Annotated in this window: 19 protein-coding genes; 7 read left to right on the top strand and 12 right to left on the bottom strand. The window is 72.5% G+C overall.

Translation table 11 applies throughout. From position 1 onward, the window contains the following. Nucleotides 1-32 precede the first annotated feature (32 nt). The 7 genes from ACFV7R_RS29890 to ACFV7R_RS29860 form a co-directional block, all read right to left on the bottom strand. Nucleotides 33-251, bottom strand: coding sequence for a hypothetical protein (locus ACFV7R_RS29890; RefSeq protein WP_385268943.1), 219 nt, complete (start codon nt 249-251; stop codon nt 33-35). After that, nucleotides 215-562 (bottom strand): hypothetical protein, encoded by a 348-nt coding sequence (locus ACFV7R_RS29885; RefSeq protein WP_385268941.1) that lies wholly within the window; start codon nt 560-562, stop codon nt 215-217. Before ACFV7R_RS29885 ends, ACFV7R_RS29890 begins: the two co-directional genes overlap by 37 nt. Before the next feature lie 2 nt (nt 563-564). Further along, nucleotides 565-1,434: a universal stress protein gene (locus tag ACFV7R_RS29880; protein WP_385268939.1), complete on the bottom strand. Its 870-nt coding sequence runs from the start codon at nt 1,432-1,434 to the stop codon at nt 565-567. 261 nt (nt 1,435-1,695) lie between these two features. Next, on the bottom strand, nt 1,696-3,810 hold the full coding sequence (locus ACFV7R_RS29875; RefSeq protein ID WP_385268937.1) for a S8 family serine peptidase: 2,115 nt from the start codon (nt 3,808-3,810) through the stop codon (nt 1,696-1,698). Nucleotides 3,811-3,831: 21 nt separating this feature from the next. After that, nucleotides 3,832-6,993 (bottom strand): hypothetical protein, encoded by a 3,162-nt coding sequence (locus ACFV7R_RS29870; RefSeq protein ID WP_385268935.1) that lies wholly within the window; start codon nt 6,991-6,993, stop codon nt 3,832-3,834. A gap of 34 nt (nt 6,994-7,027) precedes the next feature. Beyond that, a complete protein-coding gene (locus ACFV7R_RS29865; RefSeq protein WP_385268933.1) occupies nt 7,028-8,611 on the bottom strand; it encodes a hypothetical protein in 1,584 nt (527 codons plus the stop codon). Continuing rightward, nucleotides 8,608-9,630, bottom strand: a complete 1,023-nt coding sequence (locus tag ACFV7R_RS29860; RefSeq protein WP_385268931.1) for a LamG-like jellyroll fold domain-containing protein — start codon at nt 9,628-9,630, stop codon at nt 8,608-8,610. Before ACFV7R_RS29860 ends, ACFV7R_RS29865 begins: the two co-directional genes overlap by 4 nt. Before the next feature lie 340 nt (nt 9,631-9,970). Here ACFV7R_RS29860 and ACFV7R_RS29855 point away from each other — a divergent pair, with 340 nt between their 5' ends. Both ACFV7R_RS29855 and ACFV7R_RS29850 read left to right on the top strand, forming a co-directional pair. Continuing rightward, a complete protein-coding gene (locus ACFV7R_RS29855; RefSeq protein WP_385268929.1) occupies nt 9,971-10,180 on the top strand; it encodes a hypothetical protein in 210 nt (69 codons plus the stop codon). Beyond that, a complete protein-coding gene (locus ACFV7R_RS29850; RefSeq protein WP_385268927.1) occupies nt 10,131-10,952 on the top strand; it encodes a tyrosine-type recombinase/integrase in 822 nt (273 codons plus the stop codon). Before ACFV7R_RS29855 ends, ACFV7R_RS29850 begins: the two co-directional genes overlap by 50 nt. A gap of 38 nt (nt 10,953-10,990) precedes the next feature. On the opposite strand, the gene ACFV7R_RS29845 is transcribed toward ACFV7R_RS29850, so the two are convergent. Both ACFV7R_RS29845 and ACFV7R_RS29840 read right to left on the bottom strand, forming a co-directional pair. Further along, nucleotides 10,991-12,514 carry an aldehyde dehydrogenase family protein gene (locus tag ACFV7R_RS29845; RefSeq protein WP_385268925.1) on the bottom strand — a complete coding sequence of 508 codons (1,524 nt, stop codon included), beginning with the start codon at nt 12,512-12,514 and terminating at the stop codon, nt 10,991-10,993. Between the two features lie 171 nt (nt 12,515-12,685). Continuing rightward, on the bottom strand, nt 12,686-13,954 hold the full coding sequence (locus ACFV7R_RS29840; protein ID WP_385268923.1) for a GAF domain-containing protein: 1,269 nt from the start codon (nt 13,952-13,954) through the stop codon (nt 12,686-12,688). Between the two features lie 212 nt (nt 13,955-14,166). Here ACFV7R_RS29840 and ACFV7R_RS29835 point away from each other — a divergent pair, with 212 nt between their 5' ends. Next, nucleotides 14,167-14,541 (top strand): transglycosylase family protein, encoded by a 375-nt coding sequence (locus tag ACFV7R_RS29835; RefSeq protein WP_385268921.1) that lies wholly within the window; start codon nt 14,167-14,169, stop codon nt 14,539-14,541. Between the two features lie 8 nt (nt 14,542-14,549). On the opposite strand, the gene ACFV7R_RS29830 is transcribed toward ACFV7R_RS29835, so the two are convergent. The 3 genes from ACFV7R_RS29830 to ACFV7R_RS29820 all read right to left on the bottom strand — a co-directional run bounded on the left by ACFV7R_RS29830 (nt 14,550) and on the right by ACFV7R_RS29820 (nt 18,597). Then, complete coding sequence (locus tag ACFV7R_RS29830) at nt 14,550-15,716, bottom strand: glycosyltransferase (protein ID WP_385268919.1); 1,167 nt, start codon at nt 15,714-15,716, stop codon at nt 14,550-14,552. A 40-nt stretch (nt 15,717-15,756) separates the two neighbouring features. Continuing rightward, nucleotides 15,757-17,085 (bottom strand): nucleotide sugar dehydrogenase, encoded by a 1,329-nt coding sequence (locus ACFV7R_RS29825; protein ID WP_385268917.1) that lies wholly within the window; start codon nt 17,083-17,085, stop codon nt 15,757-15,759. A 63-nt stretch (nt 17,086-17,148) separates the two neighbouring features. Next, entirely contained in the window at nt 17,149-18,597 is a 1,449-nt protein-coding gene (locus tag ACFV7R_RS29820; protein ID WP_385268915.1) for a glycosyltransferase family 4 protein, read from the bottom strand. 37 nt (nt 18,598-18,634) lie between these two features. On the opposite strand from ACFV7R_RS29820, the gene wecB reads away from it, so the two are divergent. Genes wecB through ACFV7R_RS29800 form a run of 4 tightly spaced genes read left to right on the top strand, consistent with a single transcriptional unit; the run spans nt 18,635 to nt 24,330 of the window. Beyond that, nucleotides 18,635-19,723, top strand: coding sequence for a non-hydrolyzing UDP-N-acetylglucosamine 2-epimerase (gene wecB / locus ACFV7R_RS29815; protein WP_385268913.1), 1,089 nt, complete (start codon nt 18,635-18,637; stop codon nt 19,721-19,723). Continuing rightward, nucleotides 19,716-20,345, top strand: coding sequence for a class I SAM-dependent methyltransferase (locus ACFV7R_RS29810; protein ID WP_385268911.1), 630 nt, complete (start codon nt 19,716-19,718; stop codon nt 20,343-20,345). The genes wecB and ACFV7R_RS29810 overlap by 8 nt, the downstream gene beginning before the upstream one ends. Next, nucleotides 20,345-22,150 (top strand): hypothetical protein, encoded by a 1,806-nt coding sequence (locus ACFV7R_RS29805; RefSeq protein WP_385268909.1) that lies wholly within the window; start codon nt 20,345-20,347, stop codon nt 22,148-22,150. The genes ACFV7R_RS29810 and ACFV7R_RS29805 overlap by 1 nt, the downstream gene beginning before the upstream one ends. After that, a complete protein-coding gene (locus tag ACFV7R_RS29800) occupies nt 22,147-24,330 on the top strand; it encodes a glycosyltransferase (RefSeq protein ID WP_385268907.1) in 2,184 nt (727 codons plus the stop codon). The genes ACFV7R_RS29805 and ACFV7R_RS29800 overlap by 4 nt, the downstream gene beginning before the upstream one ends.

Raw genomic sequence — 24,330 nt, 5'->3', positions numbered from 1 at the left:
ATTCCCCTGCCACCAGCTGGTCGCACGGGCGGTCAGTTCGCGGTACCCGTGTCCGGCGCGTGGCCGAGCCGTGACCGTGCGGCACGCCAGGCGTGTTCGGCCAGGAGCACGGTGGAGGCGGTGGCCAGGCAGACGGCCCACTGCGCGCGAGTGATGGCCATCAGGCGGCGGATGTTGAGGATGCGTTCGCCGGGCGGGCGCGGCGGGCGGTGCATCACGTTGCTTCGTAGCGGGTCGATGCCCAGGGCCATGGCTGGTGGTCCGGCCATGATGATGTTGACCCAGAGAAGCTGGATCGCTGACATGGGGAGGGCAGCCCGGCCGGCACGGTGGCGAGCAGGGTGAGGATGGCGCCGGTGTTGGTGGACAGCTGGAAGCGGACGGACGTGACGATGTTGTCGTAGAGGGCGACGGCCGCCGAGGTCAGGCCCGCCGCCGGGTCTACGTCGAGCAGGCAGGCCACCTCGGTGGCCTGCCGCCGGTATGCGTCGGTCACCGGCTGCGGCGGCGGTGCGGAGGGAGGGGCGGAGGCCCGGGCGGGAGTGGTGGTCTGCTGAGGCACGGTCACTCCTTGCCGCGGACGACGGTGACGGGGCAGTGGGCGTGGTGCAGCAGTGCCTGGCTGACCGAGCCGAGCAGCAGGCCGGTGAAGCCGCCGCGGCCCCGGGCTCCGGCCACCACCAGCTGGGCGCTCCGGGTGGCGTCGATCAGCGTGCTGCGGATCCGGGAGCGCACCAGGCGCCGCTCCACGGCGACCTGGGGGTAAGCCTCCTGGCAGGAGACCACCGCCTGGTCCAGAAGGCGCTGTTCGGCCTCGCGGAGCCGGTCGGTGTCGGCCACGACGGCGGTCAGCGGGTCGCCGGGGCCTTCGTAGGCCCGTTCGCTCCAGGTGTTCCACACATGCAGCGCCACCAGCGGCGCCTCGCGCAGGGCGGCCTCGGCGAACGCGAACTCCACCGCAGCCTCACCGGCCGGGGAACCGTCCACGGCCAGCAGCACCGGACCGGCCGGATCGGGACGGCCTCGCACCACCATCAGCGGGCAGTGGCCGTGGGCGGCCAGATGCACCGCCGTCGAGCCCAGCAGCAACCCGGAGAAACCGGACAGGCCCCGGCTGCCCATCACCGCCAGCGCGGCCGAACGCGACTCGATCTCCAGCACCTGGAGCGCCTCACCAGCCACCACCGAGCGCGCGATCTCGATGCCCGGCGCAGCCGCGTGCGCCCGTCGCTCCGCCTCGGCCAGTCTCCCGTGCACCATCGGCTCCAGGCCATGGTCGGCCGGACTCCACGGTGGCGCACCGGACGGCACAGGCGCGGACGGACGTCCGAAGGCGTGCACGATCCGCAGCGGCGCCCCCCGAAGACGTGCCTCACGGGCCGCGACGTCGACCGCGTCGAGGCTCGAGGCGGAACCATCCACTCCTACGATCACCGGTGCACTCACTGCGCTCTCCCATCCCTGAGGCCGCCGACACGGGCCCCTCGGTCCCAGCCTCGGCTCGGCGGCCCGCCACAGCCAGGGGCCCACAAGGCCGCCTTCGGGGCCGCTCGGCCCTGCCGCACCCGTCGAGAGGTCAGAACACTGGTGATCCCTCCAACGGACCAGGTCGGGGCACCGGTGCTCGGGTGCCCGTCGGCGCGTGCCGCATACCCGGGTACGGCGGACCGCGGGCTCGGGTCCGCACAGATCGGTTCACGGCGCCGCCCGGGTCACCCCCGGCTGCACGCAGTCCACCGACTCCAGCTCCCACACGTCGTACGCCACCCGGACGTGCACCGCGTGCAGGCCGTCGTGCCAGGCGTGTACCACCGCGTCCAGGGACCGCCCGCCCAGGCCGCCCGGGCGCTGCACCGTGAACCCGCTGTGGCCGTTGTCCCGTGACTCGGCCGGTGAGCCTGTCGGCACCAGGGCCCCGTCCCGACGCACGTACTCCAGTCCCCGTACCGCGGCCACCGTGCACCCCTCCGGCAGCTCCCGGCCTGTGTTCACGGCCCGGTCCACCCGCTTGCCCAGGAAGAAGGACGCCTGCTCGGAGACCAGCTGATCCGAGTAGAGCGTGCGCAGCCGCACGCCGGCGGCGTGCACCCGCAGCGTCGCGGTCAGTGTCGAACCGTCGCACGAGTTCGTCACCGTCACGGTGTGCAGCCGGGAACTGCCGGACGGGCCGGCTTTCGCCGTGATCTCCTGCGAGGTCTCGCCGGTGTCCCAGAGGTACGTGAAGAACGGCTCGTAGCCGTTCATCGTCGCCGACAGCCGGTAGCGGGCACCGGGTGCGACCCGTTCCGGCCCCTGGACCGCCGCCCGCCGCGCCCCGCCCGCCGCGACATACGCGTCCGGGATACCCCAGCCGACTTCCGCACTGCGTCCCGCAGTCGCCCCCTCGCCCTCGATGCCGGCCAGGGACGCGGACGCGGCGAGCCGCCCGATCAGCTCCTGCCGGGACAGCTGCGGGATCCGCGCCCAGGCCAGCGCGGCGATCCCGGCCACCAGCGCGGCTGCCGAGGAACTGCCGCCCAGGGTGGTCAGCGGGGTCGCCGTGTTCCCCTGCGCGGGCGTCGCCCCCGGCCCGTTGACCGCGGCGAGATCGACGGCCGGACCGTAGGAGACGAGCTCCGAGAGGTACGACAGGCCGGCCTGCTTGCGGTACCGGTGCCGGGCGTCCGGGCGGAAGTCGACCAGGGTGACGGCGAGGGTCTCCCGGGTCATCGTCGCCGGGAACGTCACCCACGGCACATTGGTCCCGGCGGAGGCGACGAACAGCACCTCCGGGTGCGACGGGTCGTCGTGGACGCGGGTGATGTGATCGCGCACGTAGTCCGAGGCGTAGGGCATGCCGAGCGCCAGAGTGATCACTCGGGCGCCCGCCGCCACCGCCATGTCGATGCCGCGCACCAGGTCGAAGACGCTGGTCCCGGCATGCACGACGCCGTTGCCGACCTTCACCGACACCAGGTCCGCGCCCCACGCCACGCCCGCGTACCCGGCACCCGAGGCGGCCGGGCCCGCGGCGGGCGCGGTGGCGAGACCGGCCATCCGGGTGCCGTGCGAGCAGGTGACGGTCGGATCGCCGGTCGCATCCAGGCGCCGGACGGGGGAGCGGGTTCCCGGCGGGAGCACGAACGTCGCCGGATCCAGCTGCGGGGCGTCCGCGAACAGCCCGGTGTCGACGATGCCGATGGTCACCCCGCCGCCGGGCGCGCAGATCACCCCCGCGGGGTCCCGGAACAGTCCCCAGGCGTCCTGGATCCCCATGTGCCGGAAGCTCCACGCGACCCGGCTCTCCGGCTGCTTCCCCGGCTCCGGGCTGAACAGCTCGTCGGCCGGGTTCAGGGCGTAGACCGGGAGCGCGCAGCCGATGCCGTCGAGGATGTTCAGCGGCTCCACGTAGTCGACGAAGGACAGCGCACGCAGCTCGGACAGGGTGCGCAGATCGGGGAGTTCGACCCGGAGTGCCGGGTACGGACGGTCGTCGAGCAGCCGGGGGGCGGGCCGGTCGTCGTCGGCCCGGCGGACCCCGTCCAGGGCGAGGACCGCGGAGACCGCCCGGTCCCATGTGTCCCCGCCGACCAGGGAGCGGCCGCGCAGCACGCCGCGCGGCGCGCCCGGCTCCTTGAGACCGACCACCGCGAGGGGACGGTCCGCGGCGGACCGGGTCAACTCCTCCCAGAGGAGTTCGTCGGGCAGTCCGCGGTAGGAGAGGGTCGTCAGGTCCTCGGTACGCGGGGGAGGCGCGCCGTCGTGGTCGGCGCATTCGCCGGTGAGGTCGTCCACCGGGTCAGGGCGGCGGGAGGAGGAGTCGTCGGTCATGGTCGTCACCTCGGACGGCGGTCACGGATGCGGGTCGGGGTGCGGGGGTGGTGGGGGCTGCGGGTACAGGCGTTGCCGGCCGTCGATCTTCCCCGGGGTGTTGCCGAAGTAGGCGTCGCCGAAAGTGCCGGTGAGCCAGAACCCGAGGCGTTCGACGGCGCGCAGAAACCAGAAGCCGGTGTCCTCGTCCGGGACTTCGTAGTCCGGCACCGGCGGGATACCCGAGCCGGTGAACACCCAGGCTCCCGTGTACTCCTTCAGCTGGAGCTCGGCCTTCTTCTTCCAGGGGACATCGGCGTACGGGCGCGGGCCCTGCGGCAGCAGCGCGGCGTACTGGTCCAGGTCGAGGTCGGCGGTGAGACCGGCGGCCTCGACGCCGATGCCCGAGTCCCTGTCCGGGGCGTTCCAGTCGGATGTGTCCAGAGTCCAGAGGGTGAACCGGTGCAGCGCCCCGTCGACGGGCAGCAGCCGCACCACAGTCGCGGTGGCGAGGGACCACTGGTCGCGGCCGTCCGGATAGCTCGCGGTGGTGCCGTCCACCCGCGTGAGACGGCCCGGCCAGAACGACGCGTACACCAGACGCTGTACTTCGAGGGGCTCGTCGATCTCCACAGACTGTCCGGTGGCGGGCAACCAGCCGTCGGGCCGGGTCCACATCACCTGGCGTTGCGGTGTGGAGCGGCGCACCCGGGACGCCTCCCTGAGGACGATCCCGGTGCGCCGGGGGAGCTCCACCAGGTCGGCGGAGACCACGCCGGTCCCGACCGGCTCGCCGTTCCAGCGCGTCTGATCGGTGAGCATCCACAGCCAGCCACGCCCGCTGCCACCGATCCGGGTCAGCGCATACGCGACGGACGTGCCGTCGTACGACTGCCGCAGCACGACCTTGTCGGGCGCGTCGGCGAGGACCACTCGGGCGCGCGGCGCGTACGGGGGGTCGTCCTCGGGCAGCCGCTCCGGGACGATCACCCGGTGGTCCTCCGCGTAGCGCAGGCTCCGCCGGGGGCGGCCCGGGTCGAGGGAGACGTCCGCGGCGAGCGCACCCTGGCCGGGGCCGACGGGAGCGGGTAGCGCCGCCTCCAGGACGCCCTCCAGACGGGCCGCGAGCGCGTCGGTGACGGACGGGTCGGGCACGGTGCCGGTGCGGGTCGACCGGCGGCTGGTCAGGCGCAGGAGCTGAGAGTGGATGCGGGTGGCCGTGCGCCGTGCGGCGGACTGCGCCGCGCTCACCGACAGCGAGACGCCCTTGCGGGCGGCCGGGACGGCGAGACCACCGGCGCGCATCTGCATGCTCAGCGCGACCACGGTGTAGCGGTCGCCGGGATCCGGTGGCAACGGGAAGGGCAGGGTGGTCAGTTCACCACTCCCGACCGCCGTGATCTGCCGCGTTTCGCTCTGGTTGACGCCGGTGTCGTAGCGCACGCTCATCCCCGCCAGTTCCGGCGGAAAACCGCGCCCGGCCTGGTCCTTGAGCACCGAGGGTGTCGACCCGGCCGCGGCGGTGCCGTTCTCGAGCGGGAGCCGCGGCACCATGCCGACGTGCCCGCGTACGTCGGCATGGAGCATCAGACGCCCGGCCAGCCGCCCGAAACCGGCGAGTCCGCCACCGCTGCCGGTGGCCCGCCGGTCCACGGCAAGCGCCAGGGCGGTGTGCGGGGTGACCGAGAACCGCTGCGGCGACGTGGACCCGTCCCACTCGGCGGCCAGCCGGGGCGGGGTGGCCGGTGTCCACACCTCGGTGCGCGCGGTGTCGTTCTCGTGCCGCACCCGTAGATGCCGCAGCCGGCCGGTGAGCTGGGCCCGGACCGTCCCCGCGGCCGGGTCGACGCCGGTCAGGTCGACCTCGGCCGCGAGGGTTCCGGACCGGGTGTCCGGCTGGTCCGGATCCAGGCCGGAGGCGCGCACATCGAGGGTGAGGCGCCCGCCCGTCCAGACGGACGTCCGCAGGGAACGCGGGGCCACGCCCGCTCCGGTGGCCAGCGGGTCCGCCAGAGTGAGCGAGGCCCGCAGCAAGGTCGTGTCGTCGCGGGCCTCCCGGTTCACGCGCAGCGCGCCCAGCGCGTCCACCGCCAGCCAGGCCTCCCGGCCCTCGGTGAACTCGGCCACCAGCGCCTGCCCCGGCACGGGTGGCTCCGGCTGGAAGGCGACCGGACGCACCCCGGGCAGCAGCAGCGTGTTCAGCCGCAGCAGCGCGGGACCGGGATCGCCCTGTGCCGGACCCACCTCGACCCGGAGCGGATCACCGGCCCAGGCAGCCCGTACCGCCCGCTCCAGCGTCAGCTCCGCGGAGGCACTGGCGAACGGTGCAGGCAGGGGCAGCCCGGTGGCCCGCACGTCCGCGGTGAGCGGCGCGCCGGGAGTGACCATCAGCGATCCGTCGGCCAGGTTCGCATCCAGCCGCTGCGGCATGGCCTCCGTGGTGAACCGCACCTGCCGCAGGGTGCCCGCGGACCGCAGCTCCGCCTCGGCCGCGAGGACGAGGGGGCGCGGTGCGCCGTATCCCACCCGGACGACGGCCCCGCCCGTGCGCACCGTCACCCGGAGCGGATCCGCATCGGTCAGGGTGAACCGCTCGCCGCCACTGCCTCCCAACTGCAGGTGACCACCGGTGAGTTCGGTCGCCTCCTCGGCGCGGGCGGTGCGGATGTCGATGCTGCCGAGCAGTTGCCGAGCCTTCCTGACGGCGACCGGTCCGGTGGTCAGCCCGCCGTGCACCTGCAGAGGGGCGGGCGCGTCGGTCGCCTCCAGACTCACGACGAACTCGGTCTCCGGGCCGTCGGTGCGCCGCTGCACGGAGAGCCGCACTGTTTCCGGCGCTCTTTCCCCGTCCGGCCCCTGGAAGCCGACGTACGCGAACTGCATGCTCGCGGGCGGCGTCCCGGCCGGAGCCACGCCCTCGTCGACGCCGACGTACAGGCGGGCCGAGAGCCCGCGGAGCGCAGGGTCGAGCCGGGTGAAGGTGAGGGTGACGGTGTCAGGCGGCAGCGCCAGATTGGGCACGAACTGCACGTTGAGGTCGGGCAGTCCGGATCCGCGGGTCCGCAGCAGATTCGGTGACACCGGGCCGACCAGGAACAGTCGGCGTTCGTCCCCGACGGTGGTCTCCACGTAGCAGCGGTTCACCAACCGCTGGAGGTCGCCGACGACGTCGCCCACCCACTCGGTGAAGTCCTGCCATGCCATGGTCTCCCCCTGTCCTCGCCTGCCGGCCCGGCCGTCAGCTGCCGGGCCGCCGCACCAGGTCCTGCGCCCAGGCCCGGGCCAGGCCCACCGTGTTCCAGTAGCCGAGCGAGCGGCCGAAACGGTCCACCCGCTGCATCCCGGACGTCCAGGCCGTGGCGTTCGGTGCCACCCGCACGCCCCACAGCCCGGAGAAGTCCCACCAGTACGGGTATTCGACGTCCGGCGGCGGGGCACCGGGGGCGTCGTCGTCCGGCCAGGAGGTCCGCTGCGGGTCCCTGGGCAGCGCGTTGACCACCCGCAGCAGCGACGTCGCCGGGTCGTCGATCCGCCGCCCGTCCTTCAGGACCGCGCCGGGGCCCTCGGCCCCCGAGGGCGAGGCGATCGGCCCGGCGCCGTCCCCGGCCGGCGTGCTCACGTCGGCCGGAGGCCCGTTGGGGCCGTTCAGCGGCTCACCCCGGAGCACTTCGCTGAACAGGGAGATCAGCCATCCGAGGAGAGCCAGCGGCATGTTCAGCAGGAGCCCCATCACCAGCAGCTGCTCCGAGCCGGGGAAGTTGCCCTGCCCCGGATCCTCCGTGTCCAGGCGGGTGACGGCCGCCGCGCCCCCGCCGACCGGCGGCTGTCCGGTACCGGCCGGGTCGTCCGGCGCTGCGAAGAGCAGCCGGTGCTGCCCCCGCGACACGTACAGCCGCGGGCCGCTGCCATCGCGGACCACCTGGTCCCACGGCCTGCAGGAGTCCGGCGTGGTGGCCGAGGTGCGGTCGCGGGAGAGCGAGACCGCGAGCGGCGGCTCCACGACATCGAACTCGGAAGGGTCTCCGGAGGCGGCCGGCGTGCCCTCGAAGAACACCGTCGCGGCCACCCACTGCCCTTCCCGCAACCGGTCACCGGGGTTGCCCGTGCCGGGCCGGCCGGCCGCGCCCCGTGGATCGTCCTGCAGCGGGAAGAACAGGTGGTACGTGAGCGCCAGGACCCGGCTCAGGGAGTCCCGGTCCGGGCCCTGCGCGAAGTCCCGGAGCGCGGCGTCGGCCCGCTCCACCCGGTCGTCCGCCCGCCCGTAGTCCCCGCACCACGCGGCCTCGGCGTACACCGTCGGCGTGGTCGGCTGCTCCACCCACAGCACGGGGCGGTTGGGCAGGGACTCGAACTCCTCCCAGCGCTGACCCGGATCCATAGCGGCCGCCAGCTCCGAGAACGCCGCCACCAGGTACTCCGCGTCCCCCTCGGTACAGGCCGCATCCCGCCACCCGCCGAACGTGAGGAACAGATCCGGCGACGCCTTCGGGCCCCGGTACGCGGAGTTCCCGATCGAGTCCGCGTCGGCGCCGCGCCGTCCCAGCGGCGCCCCCGACGCGGAACGGCCCCCGCGCAGTACCCCCGGCGGCCGCCCGTCCATGATCGCGGTCCCGCGCCGGTGCGGCCCGCCCGGCACCTCCGGGACCACGCCCAGGTCCCGCACTGCGGTCTGCCCCGGCAGCGGCACCCACGGCGCCGCGGACACATGCGACAGATACGACTCGACCAGCGCGGGGAAGACCCGCTCCCCGCTGCTGAACAACAGGACCGGCTGGTACGTCCGGGCCAGCAGCCGTACGTGCTCATCGCTCGCCGCGGTCACGGCCGGCCGTCCGTCCGGCCGCCGGGCAGGTCGGGCACCCGCAGCTGCTCCGGGAGCCGCACCTCGTCCCAGGGGCCGCCCGGCAGCGCATCCGGGCGCGGATCGTCGTCCGGCGGCGGCCGGAGCCCGTCCAGACAGAGCGCCCGCAGTACCGCGTCGCGCTGCGCCGCCCCGAACCCCACGGATTGCGCGATCTCCTCCGACCGCTGTTCCCAGGCGTCCTGTGCACCGGGCGGGGAGTTTTCGGCGACGAACAACCGTAAACGATCCAGAGCGCCCGGCATTTTCCTGCGATCGCGACGCACGACAGCCTCCCACAATTCTCCGGCCAGCCGCTCCAATTCGCGCACGGTCTCCTCCCTGCCATTGCCCACCGCAAGGAAGAATTCCAGCGTCGCCGCCTGTGCGGCCCGCGCCGCCGTAATCACCGAATCGCCGATCTCATTCCTCTCCGCCAGAGTGGCGAGTACTTTTCCCAGCGGTGTCCGGTCCCGTCCGCAACAACGGTCGGTGATCTGCTGCACCGTGTGCACCGGGTCGTTCCGCCAGAGCTGCAGCTCCCCGATGTCGCCGCGGAAGATGTACTCGGGGGCGTCCGGCCACCGCCCGATCGCCACTCCGAACCCGCCGACGGGCCGTACGGGCCCCGGCACGTCGTGCCGCACCGCCACCACCCGGCCGTCGACGCTCAGCGCCAAGGTGCTCAGCCCGTTGTGCTCCAGTGCCGCCTCGTGCCACTGTCCTGCGGTGATCTGCCCGTCGACGTGGGCCCCGCTCCAGGTACCGGTCCTGTCGAGCACCGTCCCGGTGAGTCGCCCCTCGCCCTCCAGCATCAGCGCGAAACTGAGATGCCCCTCGACCAGGTTCCGGCGCGCTTTGTCCCACGGATCGGACCGGAACCGCACCCGCACCCGCACTGAGTCCAGCTGTCGCAGCGACGGGGACGACGGCACGGTGATGCCGCTGTCGCGCGCCGCGAACCGGTAACTCCCGGCCGTGTCCCCCGAACCGGCGGCCACCGCATGGGGAATTCCGTGATTTCCCTTTCCCGAGACATCGAAAGTGCTGCCGCCGATGTATGTGTGATGAAGTATGAGCTGCTGCATATGGGCCGCACTTTCGGACGTCCGCCGAAATGCCTCGAAGAACGTCAGTCGGAGCCGAAACACCCGAAGTGTCTGCGGAGATCCTCGTGAGCGCACTCCGGGTAAGTCAAGGAAGCACAGGGGAAACAGGTATTTTCTACGTCACTGCTACGCGCGAGCGCCCTGGACACCGTAGATTCCCTCGGCCGGGATGGGGCCATGACCTCCGACACCGCGACCAGCGCCACCGACCCCCGTCGACGTCGCCTATCGCATGCTCGGCCGCCGCGCCGAAGCCGAGGACGTTGTCCAGGAGGTGCGGATCCGCTGGTCCGCGACCGGCCGCGAGGACATCGCCGAACCCCGCGCCTACCCGTTCCGAGGCAGTCGGCCCCGGGGATGGAACCGATGGGGCGGCCGCTGCCGCGAAGATCGTGAAGCGAAAGAAGGCTGCGGTCAACGAGGTGTTCGGTGTGGCCGTTGAACGCGGATACTTCGCGCAGAACCCGCTGAGCGGTCTTCGCTGGACGGCGCCGGAAGTCCCCGACGAAGTCGCTCCCGACTGCGTGCCGAACCCGGCTCAGGTCGCCCGACTGCTTGCCGCAGTCAGAGCCCTACCCGGCCGTGGCCCTCATCTGTACGCCTTCTTCGGCTGCATGTACTACGCCGCCCCGCGCCCAGCCGAGGTCATCCATCTGCGGAAGTCCCAGTGCCGTCTGCCGGCGAGGGGCTGGGGTCTTCTGAACCTGAAGGGCGGCGTCGTGGCTGCCGGTAAGGAATGGATGGATGACGGCGCCGTCCACGAGATTCACTCCCTGAAACGGCGGGCAGCCAAGGCGACGCGCCCGGTGCCGATTCCTCCAGTGCTCGTCCGCAGGTTGCGCGGACACATACGAAACTTCGGCGTTGCCCCCGACGGACGCCTGTTCCGCAATGCGGCGGGGAACCACATCGATGCCTTGGCGTACGGCATCACCTGGGGACGAGCCCGTGAGGCTGTTCTTACGCTTGAAGAGCATGCCCTCGAGCTGGCGAAGCGTCCCTACGACCTGCGCCACGCCGGCATCTCGTTCTGGTTGGCCTCCGGCGTCGACCCCGCGGAGTGTGCGCGCCGGGCCGGGCAGAGCATCCAGGTCCTCTTCCGCTACTACGCCAAGTTCCTGGCTGAAGCGCGGAACCACGCCGACACCTTGATCGAAGACTCCATGCGGCGATGGGAGGAAGCGACGGACGATGGCGATGCGGAGGGCGCCTGACGGGCATCTGCCCAGGTCAGGCGCCCTTTCTCCTGTCTCTAGAAGAAGCCCAGCTTCTTCGGTGAATACGACACCAGCAGGTTCTTCGTCTGCTGATAGTGGTCGAGCATCATCTTGTGCGTCTCCCGGCCGATCCCGGACTGCTTGTACCCGCCGAACGCGGCGTGCGCGGGGTAGGCGTGGTAGCAGTTGGTCCAGACGCGGCCTGCCTGGATGGCCCGGCCCGCGCGGTAGGCCGTGTTGATGTCGCGGGTCCACACGCCCGCCCCGAGGCCGTACGACGTGTCGTTGGCGATCTTGATCGCATCGTCGAAGTCGTCGAACGAGGCCACCGACACGACGGGCCCGAAGATCTCCTCCTGGAAGACCCGCATACGGTTGTCGCCTTCGAAGATGGTCGGCTGCACGTAGTAGCCGCCCTTCAAGTCGCCGTCGTACTCCGCGCGTTCACCGCCCGTGAGCACCCTGGCGCCTTCCTGCCGGCCGATGTCGATGTAGGAGAGGATCTTCGCCAGCTGGTCACCGGACGCCTGGGCGCCGATCATCGTGTCGGTGTCGAGCGGGTGCCCGGGCTTGATCAGCTCTGTGCGGGCGACCGCCGCGGCCAGGAAGTCCGGGTAGTTGCCGCGCTGGATCAGGCCGCGGGACGGGCATGTGCACACCTCGCCCTGGTTCAGCGCGAACATCGTGAACCCTTCGAGGGCCTTGTCGCGCAACTCGTCGTCCTTCTCCCACACGTCGTCGAAGAAGATGTTCGGCGACTTGCCGCCCAGCTCCAGCGTGACCGGCTTCAGGTTCTCCGCCGCGTACTGCATGATCAGCCGTCCCGTGGACGTCTCGCCGGTGAAGGCGACCTTCGCCACCCGGGGACTGGACGCGAGCGGTTTTCCGGCCTCGGGGCCGAAGCCGTTGACGATGTTCAGCACGCCCGGTGGGAGGAGGTCGGCGACCAGGCTCAGCCAGTAGTGGATGGAGACCGGGGTCTGCTCGGCGGGCTTGAGGATGACCGCGTTGCCTGCGGCGAGGGCGGGCGCGAGCTTCCACGCCGCCATCAGAATGGGGAAGTTCCACGGGATGATCTGCGCGACCACGCCCAGCGGCTCGTGGAAGTGGTAGGCGACCGTGTCGTCGTCGACCTCGCTGAGCGAGCCCTCCTGAGCGCGCACGGCGCCGGCGAAGTAGCGGAAGTGGTCGATGGCCAGCGGGATGTCGGCCGCGAGGGTCTCCCGTACGGGCTTGCCGTTCTCCCAGCTCTCCGCGACTGCCAGCGGCTCCAGGTGGGCCTCCATGCGGTCGGCGATCTTCAGCAGGATGTCGGACCGCTCGGTCGCCGACAGCCGGCCCCAGCCGGGCGAGGCTGCATGCGCCGCGTCGAGCGCCGCCTCGACGTCCTCCGCGGTGCCGCGCGCCACCTCGGTGAACGGTTGCCCGTTCACCGGACTGGGGTTCTCGAAGTACTGACCCTTGACCGGGGGTACGTACTCTCCGCCGATGAAGTGGTCGTAGCGCGACTGGTAGGAGACGATCGCGCCCTCGCTTCCGGGCGCCGCGTAACGGGTCATGCTGGACTGGCCTCCTTCAGCAGCGCTGCCCGCCGTTGGGCAGCTCTGCGCCGGAGGCTAGGACGGCGGACGTTGCATCCACGTTGCGGTTGTGCTGCGTGGAGCGTTGCTCACGACCGGCACCGGGGGCGCAGATCCGCGAAGAGGAACCCCGAGGCTGTCTGCCGGTTTCTAGGATGGTTCCCAGTCGTTGGGCGCTGCCAGCTCCGATTCAAGTGCGGACACGCGGGCCCGGACCGCCGCAGTCGGGCGGGCCGTGGCCAGCGCCCGCCACACGTCGAGGTCGTCCTCGCCCCAGGGCGCGTGGGCCCAGTCGGCCAGCAGGTCGGGATCGCGGCGGGCGATCAGTGCCGCGCGCAGGCCGTCGGCGAGACGTCGCCTGTGCCGCACCACCGCCGGCGCCTGAGAGGCGGGGAGGAGCGGACCTGCATAGGCTGTCAGGGCGTGGGTGACTGCGCCGGCCGCCAGCCGACGTTCGACGACGGCGACGTCCGATTCGAGGGGTGTCGTGATCCGGTACGGGCGTGACGCCAGCAGTTCGGGGCCGAGCACCTGACGTAGCCGGGCGAGTTCGGCGCGCAGCGTCACCGGCGTCACGGACTCGTCCGCGTACAGGGCGCAGAGCAGCTCCTGGCCGGTCAGGCCTTCCGGGTGGCGGGAGAGCAGGACGAGGATCTCGCTGTGCCGACGGCTGAGCCGGATCCTCCGGCCGCCTGTCGTCAACAGCGCCTCGTCGCGGCCCAGTACGGCCAGTTCGGGCCCGCGGGCGCCGGGCCGTTCCGGGGCGAGCAGCGCCAGATGGGACTCCGCCGCTCGTGCCACGGCCTGGACGAAGCCCAGGCTGTGCGGGTGCGCGAGGCCGTCCCCGCCGGTGATGTCCACGGCGCCGAGCACTCGCCCCGTGCGCGGGTCGTGCACGGGGGCGGCCGCGCAGGTCCACGGCTGCACGCGCCGGATGAAGTGCTCGGCTGCGAACACCTGTACCGGACGGTTCATGGCGACCGCCGTGCCCGGCGCGTTCGTTCCGACGGCGCTCTCCGCCCATCGCGCACCCGGCACGAAGTTCATCTGCCCCGCCTGTCTCCGGGTCGATTCATGGCCCTCGACCCACAGCAGCCTGCCGTGTACGTCGCACACCGCGAGGAGATGCCGACCATCGGAGGCGAATGCTCCCATGAGCTCCCGGAACAGCGGCATCACGCGTGCCAGAGGATGCTCGGCCCGGTAGGCACCGAGGTCACTGTCCGTCAGCTCGATGCTCGCGGTGCCGTCCGGCCTGACGCCGGCCCGCACCGAGCGGCGCCATGAGTCGGCCACTACGCCACGCACCGGCCGCGGCACCGTACCAGCCTCGGTGAAAGTCTCGTGGGCCCGTTGCAGTATGCGGACGCGCTCGGCAGGGTCGGCCCCTGGTTCCAGGGCCACCCACGGATCGGTCAACGTGGCCTCCCACACAGGACGACGGGCTGGGGACATCGTCGCTCGGAGGGTGTGTGCCGACAACCGTTTCGACCGTGGTCTCCGAAGGGGCGTGTGGTCCGGCCCGGCCACGTCGGCGTGGTGAGTCTGCCGACGTCCCGGCTGAGGCCGTCTGGCGTACGAACCCGTGTCGCAGGTCGGGACTCTCCGTCACGTGGTGCGACAGTCTGCATATGATCTCATCGCGAAACGCTGAACTGATCAACGCTCGCAGCTGCCGCCGCCCCAGGGCGGGCACCGCACTCGTCGTTGTGACGGCCGCCGTTTTACTGGGCATCACCACCGGAGCGGAGGCCGTGCCGTCCATTCGGTCCGGGGCCGACTGGGACGCCATCGCCGCGTGTGAGTCCGGGGGCAACTGGAAGGCTAACACCGGAAACGGCCATTACGGCGGCCTGCAGTTCAGGCAGTCCAGTTGGGTCGCGGCCGGCGGTCTGAAGTACGCCCCGCGTGCCGATCTGGCCACTCGCAAAGAGCAGATCATTGTGGCCAAACGCCTGGCGGCCCTGCAGGGAATGTCGGCGTGGACCTGCGCGTATGCCGGGTGACGACGCTGTCAGGCGGGACGAGCCGTGCCCCCCGCGGAGACCGCAGGCGGGCGTGTGTCCCGGTCGGCGGTCGCCTCCTTCGCCCATGTCTCCAGTCGGCCCGTGAACTCGGCTGCCCGCTCGGCCCAGTCGAGCTCGGCCAGCGCCGCTGCGCGGCCGCGTTCGGCGGTGCCCAGGCGCAGCTGCGTGTCCGCGCGCAGCCGCCGTACCGCGTCCGCGGTCGCCGCCGGGTTCTCGTACGGGACGAGGAGGCCGCAGCGGTGCCGCAGCACCAGGCCGGCCGCCAGGGGAATCGGTGTGGTCACGACGGGGACACCGTGGGCCATGTACTCGACGACCTTGGTGGGCCGTGAGTGACGGTAGTTGGGCTGGTCGTGCAGGAGGGACAGACCGGCCAGGGCGCCGGAGAGCAGGGCGAGGGCACGGTCGTTGGGCAGGTAGCCGTGCCAGCGCAGGACGCCGTCGCGGTCGGCCTCGGTGAGCGCGCCCCGCACGTCGTGGTCGGCCGCCCCCATCACCTCGACCCGTATGTCCGGACCGAGCAGCCTGGCCGTCTCGATGAGGTCGAGCGCGCCGCGCGCCCGGGACAGATGCCCCAGATAGACGACTCGGTCCGTGCCGGGCGGCTCCGGCGGCTCGGGCGGTACGGTCGCGAGGTTCGGCACCACGGGATGGGGCCGGCGGAAACGCGCCTGGTAGGCGTCCTCGGCGAGCAGCAGCCGCACGTGCCGTTCGGCCAGACGCTCCGCCGTCCGTACCGCCAGCTTCAGCGGCGGCCGCAGAGCCGTCGGCACCCAGCGCTTCATCGCCAGTGCCGCCGCAGTGTCCTCGTGCACGTCCCACACGGTCACCGGGGCCCGGCCGCCGCGCCGCCACCGGCGCAGTGTGCCGGGCAGGGCGAGCAGCAGCTCCGGGTCGTGCAACAGCACCACGTCCGCCTCCGGTCCGCGCTCGGCCAGCAGGGCACGCGCCGCGCGCAGCGCCGCCCGGCGGTCGCGTCCGGCGGCTCGGGGGAGGTCCACGCCCTCGACATCCGGGCGCGGTTCCACCCCGCGGGCGGTGAACGGCGCGGCGTACACGACCCGGTGGCCGCGCTCCGTCAGGGCGGCGATCTCCCGGTGCAGTATCCGCGCATCCTCGGGATGGTGGACGACGGTGACCACGAGTATCCGCATCAGAGCAGCACCTTTCGGCTCCGCGTTCGAACAGGGCCCGCTACAGCACCTCGACCCCGGGCCGGAATATCCGCCCCCGGGTGTCGAACAGCAGGCGGGCCGCGTCGGAGAGGGCGGGCAGGTCGTAGGAGGAGTGGTCCTGGAGGAGGATCGTCAGGTCGTGGTCGCGCAGGGCGGCCATCAGGTCGTCGACGCGGGGGACGGGCACGTCGTCGACGCACCACTCGCGGACATGGGGGTCGTGGAACGAGACCTCGGCCTCCCGCTGCCGCAACAGCCGGGCCACCGGCACGGCCGGGGTCTCCCGCTGGTCGGCGACGTCGGGCTTGTAGGTGACCCCGAGCAGCAGCACGCGGGAGCCGTGCAGGGGACGGCCGGCGGTGTTGAGGAGGTCCTGGGCGCGGCGTACGACGTATTCCGGCATCCGCCGGTTGATCTCCTGGGCCAGTTCGACGAACCGGAACTCGTAGCCGAGCGAGGAACGCACCTTGTACGACAGGTAGTTCGGGTCGATGGGAATGCAGTGCCCGCCGACTCCGGCGCCCGGCCGGAACGCCTGGAAGCCGAACGGCTTGGTGCTCGCGCAGCGGATCGCGTCCCACAGGTCGACGCCCAGCTCATGGCTGATGACGGCGAGTTCGTTGACCAGGGCGATGTTCACGTGCCGGTAGGTGTTCTCCAGCAGCTTGGCCATCTCGGCCTCGCGGGTGCCCTTCGCCTGGACGACCGTGTCGACGAGCTTGCCGTAGAAGGCGGCCGCGCGTGCCGCGCACGACGGGGTGCAGCCGCCGACCACCTTGGGTGTGTCGCGCAGCCCGTGCCCGGTGTTGCCGGGGTCGATGCGCTCCGGTGAGAAGGCGAGGGCGAAGTCCGCTCCGGCCCGCAGCCCGGACTCCTGCTCCAGCAGCGGTCGTACGACTTCTTCGGTGGTGCCCGGATAGGTGGTGGACTCCAGTACGACGAGCTGTCCGGGCCGCAGCCGGCCCGCCACCGCGTGGACGGCGGCCGTGACGGCGCTGAGATCGGGCCCGCCGTCCCCGTTGAGCGGGGTCGGCACGCAGATCACCACGGTCTGGGCGCGGGTGAGACAGCCGTCGTCGGTGGACGCGGTGAAGCCGGCCGCCAGCATCCGGCGGACGTCGTCGTCGGACACGTCGTCGATGTGGGAGCGTCCGGCGTTGAGCCCCGCCACCACGCCGGGGTCCCGGTCGAGCCCCACGACTCTCAGGCCGACCGTCGCCGCCTCCCGCGCGAGCGGCAGCCCGACGTAGCCGAGCCCGATCACCGCGAGTTCGACGGCGCCGGCCTGTGGAACTTCCCCGAGCTGTTCGCTCTCGTCCCCGAGCGGTTCGGTCTGGTCGACCTGCATAGGTGTTCTCCTCGCCCCGTGGCGGACACGGATCTGAGGTCGTGGTCGGGCCGGGCTCGCGCCTCAGAGGCAGCCGAGGGCGCGGTACGCCTCGCGGGTCGTCGAGGCGACCCGCGTCCAGGTGCGGTCGCGCGCGACGATCTCGCGTGCGGCCGTACCCCATTCGGGCCGTTTTTCACTGTAAAGGAGGAATTCGATTGCCTCTGCCCAGGCCTGAGGGGATCCGCCTGAGATGAGCTGTCCGGTTACTCCCGGCTTGACGAGCTCTCTGAGTGCCGGGAGATCGCTGGCAGCCACCGGCAGACCGCTCGCCATCGCCTCGACCGGCTTGAGCGGCGTCACCAGCCGGCAGACGCGCTCATCGGTGCGCGGCACCGCGAACACGTCCAACACCGCGTGGAAATCCCGTACTTGGGCATGCGGCACCCGACCGGTGAACAGGGCCGTCCCGTCGGCGAGACCGAGCCGGCCGGCCAGCCGCTGCAGCGCCGCGCGCTCCGGCCCGTCGCCCACGATCAGCAGCCGCAGCGGCACCCCGCGACGCCTCAGCTCGGCACCCGCATGGAGCAATGTGCCGATTCCCTCGTGTGGAGTAAGACTGCTGACCGTGCCGACGACGAGGTCGTCCGGCGCGATGCCGAGCCGGGCCCGCAGCGGCGCCCCGTCCGGCAGCGGGGCCAGGAACTCCTCGTCCACCGCGTTCGGCACGATCAGGACCCGCTCCTCGGGCACCCCGCGCGCCACGATCTCCGCCTTCATCGCCGCGCCCAGCGTCAGCACCACGTCCGCCTCGCGCATGCAGTGCGTCTCCAGGTCGCGCCTGGCCCGGTACGTCGGGTCGTCGCAGGTCCGCCCCGGCGCCTGCGTCAGCCAGGTGTCCTCCAGGAAGCCACGCACCTCGTAGACCACCGGCAGCCCGTAGGCCTCGCGCAGGGCGAGTGCCACCCGCCCGTTGCCGTGGTCGGTGGCCGGGTGCAGCACGGCGGGCCTCAGCCGCTCCACCAGCCGGCCCGCCAGCTCGGCGTTGCGGGCCAGCACCGCCGCCTGCCCGTACGGCAGCCAGGGCGGCAGCAGCCGGTGCTGCGGCACGCCGCCCACCGTCTGCAGCGGGCGGGCGTCCAGCACCCCCTGCGCCACCGGGAACCCGATCCGTGTCACCACGTGCGGATCGAGTCCGGCCGCCCGCTGCGCCTCGGCGATCTTCTGGGTGCGCACGGTGTAGCCGGCGTGCTTGAACGGCAACCCGTTGGTCACCAGATGAAGCACCCGACCCGGCACGGGCCGGACCGTGCGGGCGGTCGGGGCGGGCACCCGTCCCCCGGACGGAGCAGCGGTCGGCCCCGCCGTCCGGGCGCGGTCGGCGAGCCGCCGTTCGAGCGGCCGTACCCGGCGCCGCACGGGCGGCGGCAGCAGCCGTACCCCGAGCAGCGCCGCCCGGGCGGGGTCGTGGCGCAGTTCGCCCCAGGCCACGGATGCGGCCAGACTGAGCGCACGGGGGACATAGCAGGACATGCCGTCACGGTAGGCGGAAGAGCGGAGAACGTACGACATGAACGGCCGCGTACTCCACGTCGTCGGCACCCGGCCGAACTTCGTCAAGGCCGCACCGGTTGTCGCCGCGCTGCGCACGGCGGGCTGCGACCAGGTCCTCGTGCACACCGGTCAGCACTACGACGAACGGATGTCGGACATCTTCTTCCGGCAACTCGGCCTGCCCGAGCCGGACACCGACCTCGGCGTCGGCTCCGGCAGCCACGCCGGGCAGACGGCCGACCTGCTCATCGCCCTGGAGGGCGAGCTGTCCGCGCGGGATCCCGCCCTCGTGATCGTGTACGGAGACGTCAACTCGACGCTCGCCGCCGCCCTCGTCGCCGCCAAGCTGGGGATGCCCGTCGCCCATGTGGAGGCCGGCCTGCGCAGCTTCGACATGACCATGCCGGAGGAGATCAACCGGCGTCTGGTCGACCAGCTGGCCGAGCTGTTGTTCGCCACCAGTCCCGAGGCGGTCGGCCATCTCGCCCGGGAGGGCGTCGACCCCGGGCGCGTCCATCTCGTCGGCAACCCCATGATCGACACCCTGCTCACCCATCTGGACCGCTTCGACCCGGCCGCCGCCCGTGCCGCGTACCCGCTGCCCGAGACCTACGGCGTGGTCACGCTGCACCGTCCCGCCAACGTCGACGACCCCGAGGCGGCCAAGGCGGCCGCCCGCGCCCTGACCGAGGCGGCCCGGCTCGTCGACCTCGCCGTGCCGCTGCACCCGCGCGGCCGGGCGGCACTCGCCGCCGCGGGCCTCGACGGCGCACCCGGCGTCCACATCCTCGAACCGCTCGGCTACGTCGAGTTCATGAGTCTCGTACGAGGAGCCACCGCCGTGATCACCGACTCGGGCGGCGTACAGGAGGAAACCACCGTCCTGGGCGTGCCGTGCCTGACCCTGCGCACCACGACGGAGCGCCCGGTCACGGTGACCCACGGCACCAACCGGCTCGTCGGACACCGCGAGCTGGTGCCCGCCCTGCGCAAGGTGCTGGACGGCGGGCAGCCGGCACCCGAAGAGGGCCCCCCGCTCTGGGACGGACGGGCGGGCGCCAGGATCGCCGCCGTCGTCACCCGCTGGCTGGACCACCATGTCTGAACGCACGCACACCTACTGGGACACCCGCCACCGCGACCACGACGACCTCGCATCCGGCGGGCACATCGGCCTGGACCGGGCGGGCAACGAGATCTTCTACGCGCTGCGGCTCGGCACCCTGCTCCCCCTGATCGGCGACCTGGCCGACGAGTCGGCCCCACTGTTCGTGCTCGACGCGGGCTGCGGCAAGGGACACTTCGCCCGCGCCCTGGCCCGGTGCGGCCACCGCGTCGACGCCTTCGACGCCAGTGAGGAGGCCGTCGCACACGCCCGCGCCGAGGGCGGCGGTCCGCGCTACGCCGTCGCCACCCTGGACGAGTGGCGCAGCCCCTGGCCGTACGACGTCGTGCTCTGCATCGACGTCCTCTTCCACGTCCTCGACGACCAGGACTGGGCGGCCGGCCTGCGCAACCTCGCCTCCCTGGTCCGGATCACCGGACGGCTGATCCTCACCGACGAGGACATCCGGACACGCAGACCCCGCGGCGACTACATCCTGCACCGCCCGACCGCCGAATACGCCGACGAGCTCCAACGCCTCGGCCTGCGGCACACCCGGTTCACCCCGTACGGCTTCCGCGAGAACGAGGTCGGCTTCCACGTCTTCACAAGGACCCGCTGATGCGCCTGACCGATCTGCTCCACCCCCACCTCGACGGCGTCACCACCGTCGTGGACGCGACCGACGGCGGGCTCAACCTGGAGCCCTACCTCCACCTCCCCGACGGTGTCGCCCTGCACCACGGCGAACAGGCCGTGGGCGAAGGGGAGCTGGTCCTTCTGTCCTACGGCCCCGACCCCGCGCTGCACGGCACCGAGGCCGACTGTCTCGCCGTACTGCAACGCATGCGCCCCGGAGCCCGCGGCCTGATCGTCCTCGGCCACCGAGGGCCCGAACTGCCCTACCACCGGCTCCTCGACGCCCTGGTGACCCACCACTGCCAGGTACTGCGCGCCGCACCGCTGGACTACGTGCACCTGCACGCGGGCGCGGTGTTCGCCCGCACCGACGAACTCCTGCCACCCCACGACTGGTTCGGCCGTCCCGTCCCGTCGGAAGGCTTCGCCACCGCGCTGCGGATCGCCGACGAGTACATCCTCGCCGACCTGGTCTCACGGTCACTGCGGGCCCGGGTGCTGGACCTGGAACGCACCCTCGAGGAGGCGGAAGGCGCCCGGGGCCCCGCCCACCAGGACGGGCTCGCCGAGCGCCTCGCCGCCGCCGTACGGGAGAAGGAGCAGCTGGCGGCCACGCTGCGCGGCAGCCGGGAACGCATCGGCGTCCTCGAGGCGCGCGTGGCCATGCTCGAGGGCTCGACCTCGCTACGGGTGGGCAGGGCGCTGGTGTCCGCGGCGCGGTCGCCCCGACGCGGGGCGGCACGGCTGCCACGGGAGCTGTACGGGCTGTGGCGGGGGCGGGCCCGCACACGCCCCGCGCCCCCGCACACCGCACCGCAGGCGGCCGCGCGGGAGGCGGCACCGGACGGGAGGCTCCACCTCGCCCACCGCGCCTTCGCCTCCACACCCCGCGACCGGTTGGTGATCGCCGGAGTGCTCACCGACTCCACCGCCGCGGACTTCGCGGCGGACGCCGTGGTCAACCGGGCACTGCCGCACGACGGGCGGCTGATCGTGCAGCGCACCGACCCGGACGCCCTGGTCGTCCAGCTCAGCGCCTGCACGGGCGACGGGCCCTGGTCGCTCACGGGCACCGGACTCGCCCCCGACCTGGACCGGAAACTGGCCGGACTGCTCACCGAGGCAAGGGCGGCCGGCCGCTCCTGCGTACTGTGGCGGGACGGCCCGGCATCGGCGGCCCCCGGGCTCACGCGGCTCGCCTGGGACACCGTCCTCGACACCGACACCGGTGTGCGGCTCGCGAGCCTCGACCCGGTAGCGGACGGCAGACAGCGACTGCGCGAGGTGTTCCGGACGGACAGCACCCGAGTGCGCCTGTCGGAGCTGGCGCGACGGGTCGGCGCCCCCGCAGATCCGCTGGCCGAACGCCGCATCTGTGTGCTGGCCGCCCCACAGGACCGGGCCGACGTCGCCCGGCTCGCCGCCCAGGTGCTCGGCCAGGTGCACCGGCCGGCCGAGGTCGTCGTACCCGATCCCACCGGACTCGACGAACTCACCGCCGCCGGTGTGACCGTACGCACCGGCGAGCCCCTCGCGCCGTGGGTGGCCGACTGGACGGACCCGGCCGAGGACCGCCCCGACACCCTGCTGCTCGACCTGATGTGCGCCCAGGAGTACTCCGGCGCCGACGCCGTGGGCAGCACACTCGCCGCCGACGACTACACCTTCGTACCCGAACTGCGCCCGCTGCTGGTGCGCCGGTCGCTGCTGACGTCCGGTGTGCCGCCCGAGCTGTGGGCGCGTCAGGGGCACCCTCTGTTCGCCTGGTGCGGGAAGGAGCCGACATGAGCCGGACGCTGAACGCGATCGTCTACGGCGACGTCGACCTCAATCTCATCGACGGCTCCGCGGTCTGGGCCCAGTCGACGGTGCAGGCACTGTCGCGGGCGGGCTGCGAGACGAGGCTCGTCCTCAAGGCGCCCGTGCGCACCGAGCGGTTGATCGACCCGCTGGCCGGGCTGCCCGGGGTCACCGTGGTCCGCCCGTACGAGGAACGGCTGCTGCCCGGGCAGGCCGACCGGCCGCTGTCCCCCGTGCAGGCATCGCAGGTACTCGCCGGTCTCGACGAGAGCGAGCCCTGCGACCTGCTGGTGCTGCGCGGCCGCAGACTGGTCGCGCGCGTGGTCGCGGACGGCCGTTTCGAGGGACGGATCTGGGCCTACCTCACCGACATCCCGCAGTCGGCCGCCGAGATGACCGAGGAGACCCGCGCGGAGCTCGCCCGCATCGCCGACGCCTCCCAGCGACTGCTCTGCCAGACCGAGGAGTTGCGCTGCCTCCTGGAGACCTGGGTGCCCGAGGCCTGCGGCAAGTGCGTGCTCAGCTCGCCCGCCGTGCCCGAGCCCGGCTTCCCGGTGCCGGAGCACGAGCGCCCGCACGACCCCTTCCGGCTCGTCTACACCGGCAAGTTCGCACCCCTGTGGAACACCCTGCCCATGACACGTCTGCCGTCCCTGCTCGCCGAACGGGGCGTCCGGGCGGAGCTGCACACCGTCGGGGACAAGATCCACGACGACCGTGCCCACCCCGGCTTCCGGACCGCCATGACGCGGGCGCTGGACGGCACGCCGGGCGTCCAGCACCACGGAGGGCAGCCCCGCGAGGAGGCCATGCGTATCGCCGCCGACTGCGACCTCGGCCTCGGCTGGCGCGAGCCGGTCCTCGACGCGAGCCTCGAACTGTCCACCAAAGTCCTGGAGTTCGGCGCCCTCGGACTGCCCGTCGTCCTCAACCGCACGCCCGCCCACGAGGCGCTGCTCGGCGCCGACTACCCGCTCTACGTGCCCGGGCGCGCCGGACTCGACGACGCCGTCGAGGCGATCGCCCGTGCCGTGCGCGAGCCGGAGGTCAGGCGTCTTGCCGCCGAACGCTGCCGGGACGCGGCCGCGCGGTACACGCTCCAGGCCGCAGCCGACCGCTGGCGCACCCAGCTCGACCGGGCCTTCCCTGCGGCGCCGCCCGCGGTGGCCGCCCGGCCGCGGCCGCTGCGGCTCGGCGTCGCGGGCCACGACCTGAAGTTCCTCACCCGGCTCCTCGACCATTTCCGCGCGCTGCCCGGCCTCGACGTACGTATCGACGCCTGGCCGGCGCTGGCCCGTCACGATCCGGCCGCGAGCCGGGAACTCGCCGACTGGGCCGATGCGGTGGTCGTCGAGTGGTGCGGTCCGGCCGCCGTCTGGTACAGCCGCCACAAGCGGCAGGGCAGCCGGCTCATCGTCCGGCTGCACCGCTTCGAACTCGACGCCGCCTGGCCGCGGCAGGTCGACATCGACGCGGTCGACAAGGTGATCTGCGTCAGCTCGTACTACGCCCGCCGCACCCTGGAGCACACGGGCTGGCCGGAGTCGAAGGTCACGGTCGTCCCGAACTGGGTGGACACCGACCAGCTCGACCGCCCCAAGGCGCCCGGCGCCCGCTTCCGACTCGGCATGATCGGCATCGCGCCCCGCCGTAAACGCCTCGACCTCGGCCTCGACGTCCTCGAGGCGCTGCGCGCCCGGGACCGCCGCTGGCATCTCTCGGTCAAGTCCAAGCCGCCCTGGGAGTACTGGTGGATCTGGAACAAGCCCGAGGAACGCGCCCACTACGACGCCGTACTGCGCCGTATGCAGACCTCACCGCTGCTGGACGGGGCGGTGGTCTTCGACGAGTTCGGGGCGGATGTGGCGAGCTGGCTGAGACGCGTCGGAAATGTGCTGTCCACCAGCGACGACGAGAGCTTCCACCTCGCCCCGGCCGAGGGCATGGCCTCCGCCGCCGTCCCCGCCCTGCTGCCGTGGCCGGGTGCGGACGAGATCTACGACCGGCGGTGGATCCACCAGGACCCGGAGGCGATGGCGAACGCGCTCGCCGCGCTGGGGGAGGACGGCTGGCGGGACGCCGGGGAGCTGGCCCGTACACAGGTGCGGGAGGAGTTCTCACTGGAGCGGGTCGCCCTGGACTGGACGGAACTGCTGGTGTCCCACTGA

This window comes from Streptomyces sp. NPDC059866 (assembly GCF_042731325.1).
GTDB lineage: Bacteria > Actinomycetota > Actinomycetes > Streptomycetales > Streptomycetaceae > Streptomyces > Streptomyces flavusporus.
Note: the sequence above shows the minus strand (reverse complement) of the source record. Positions and strands in the feature narration are given on the sequence as shown.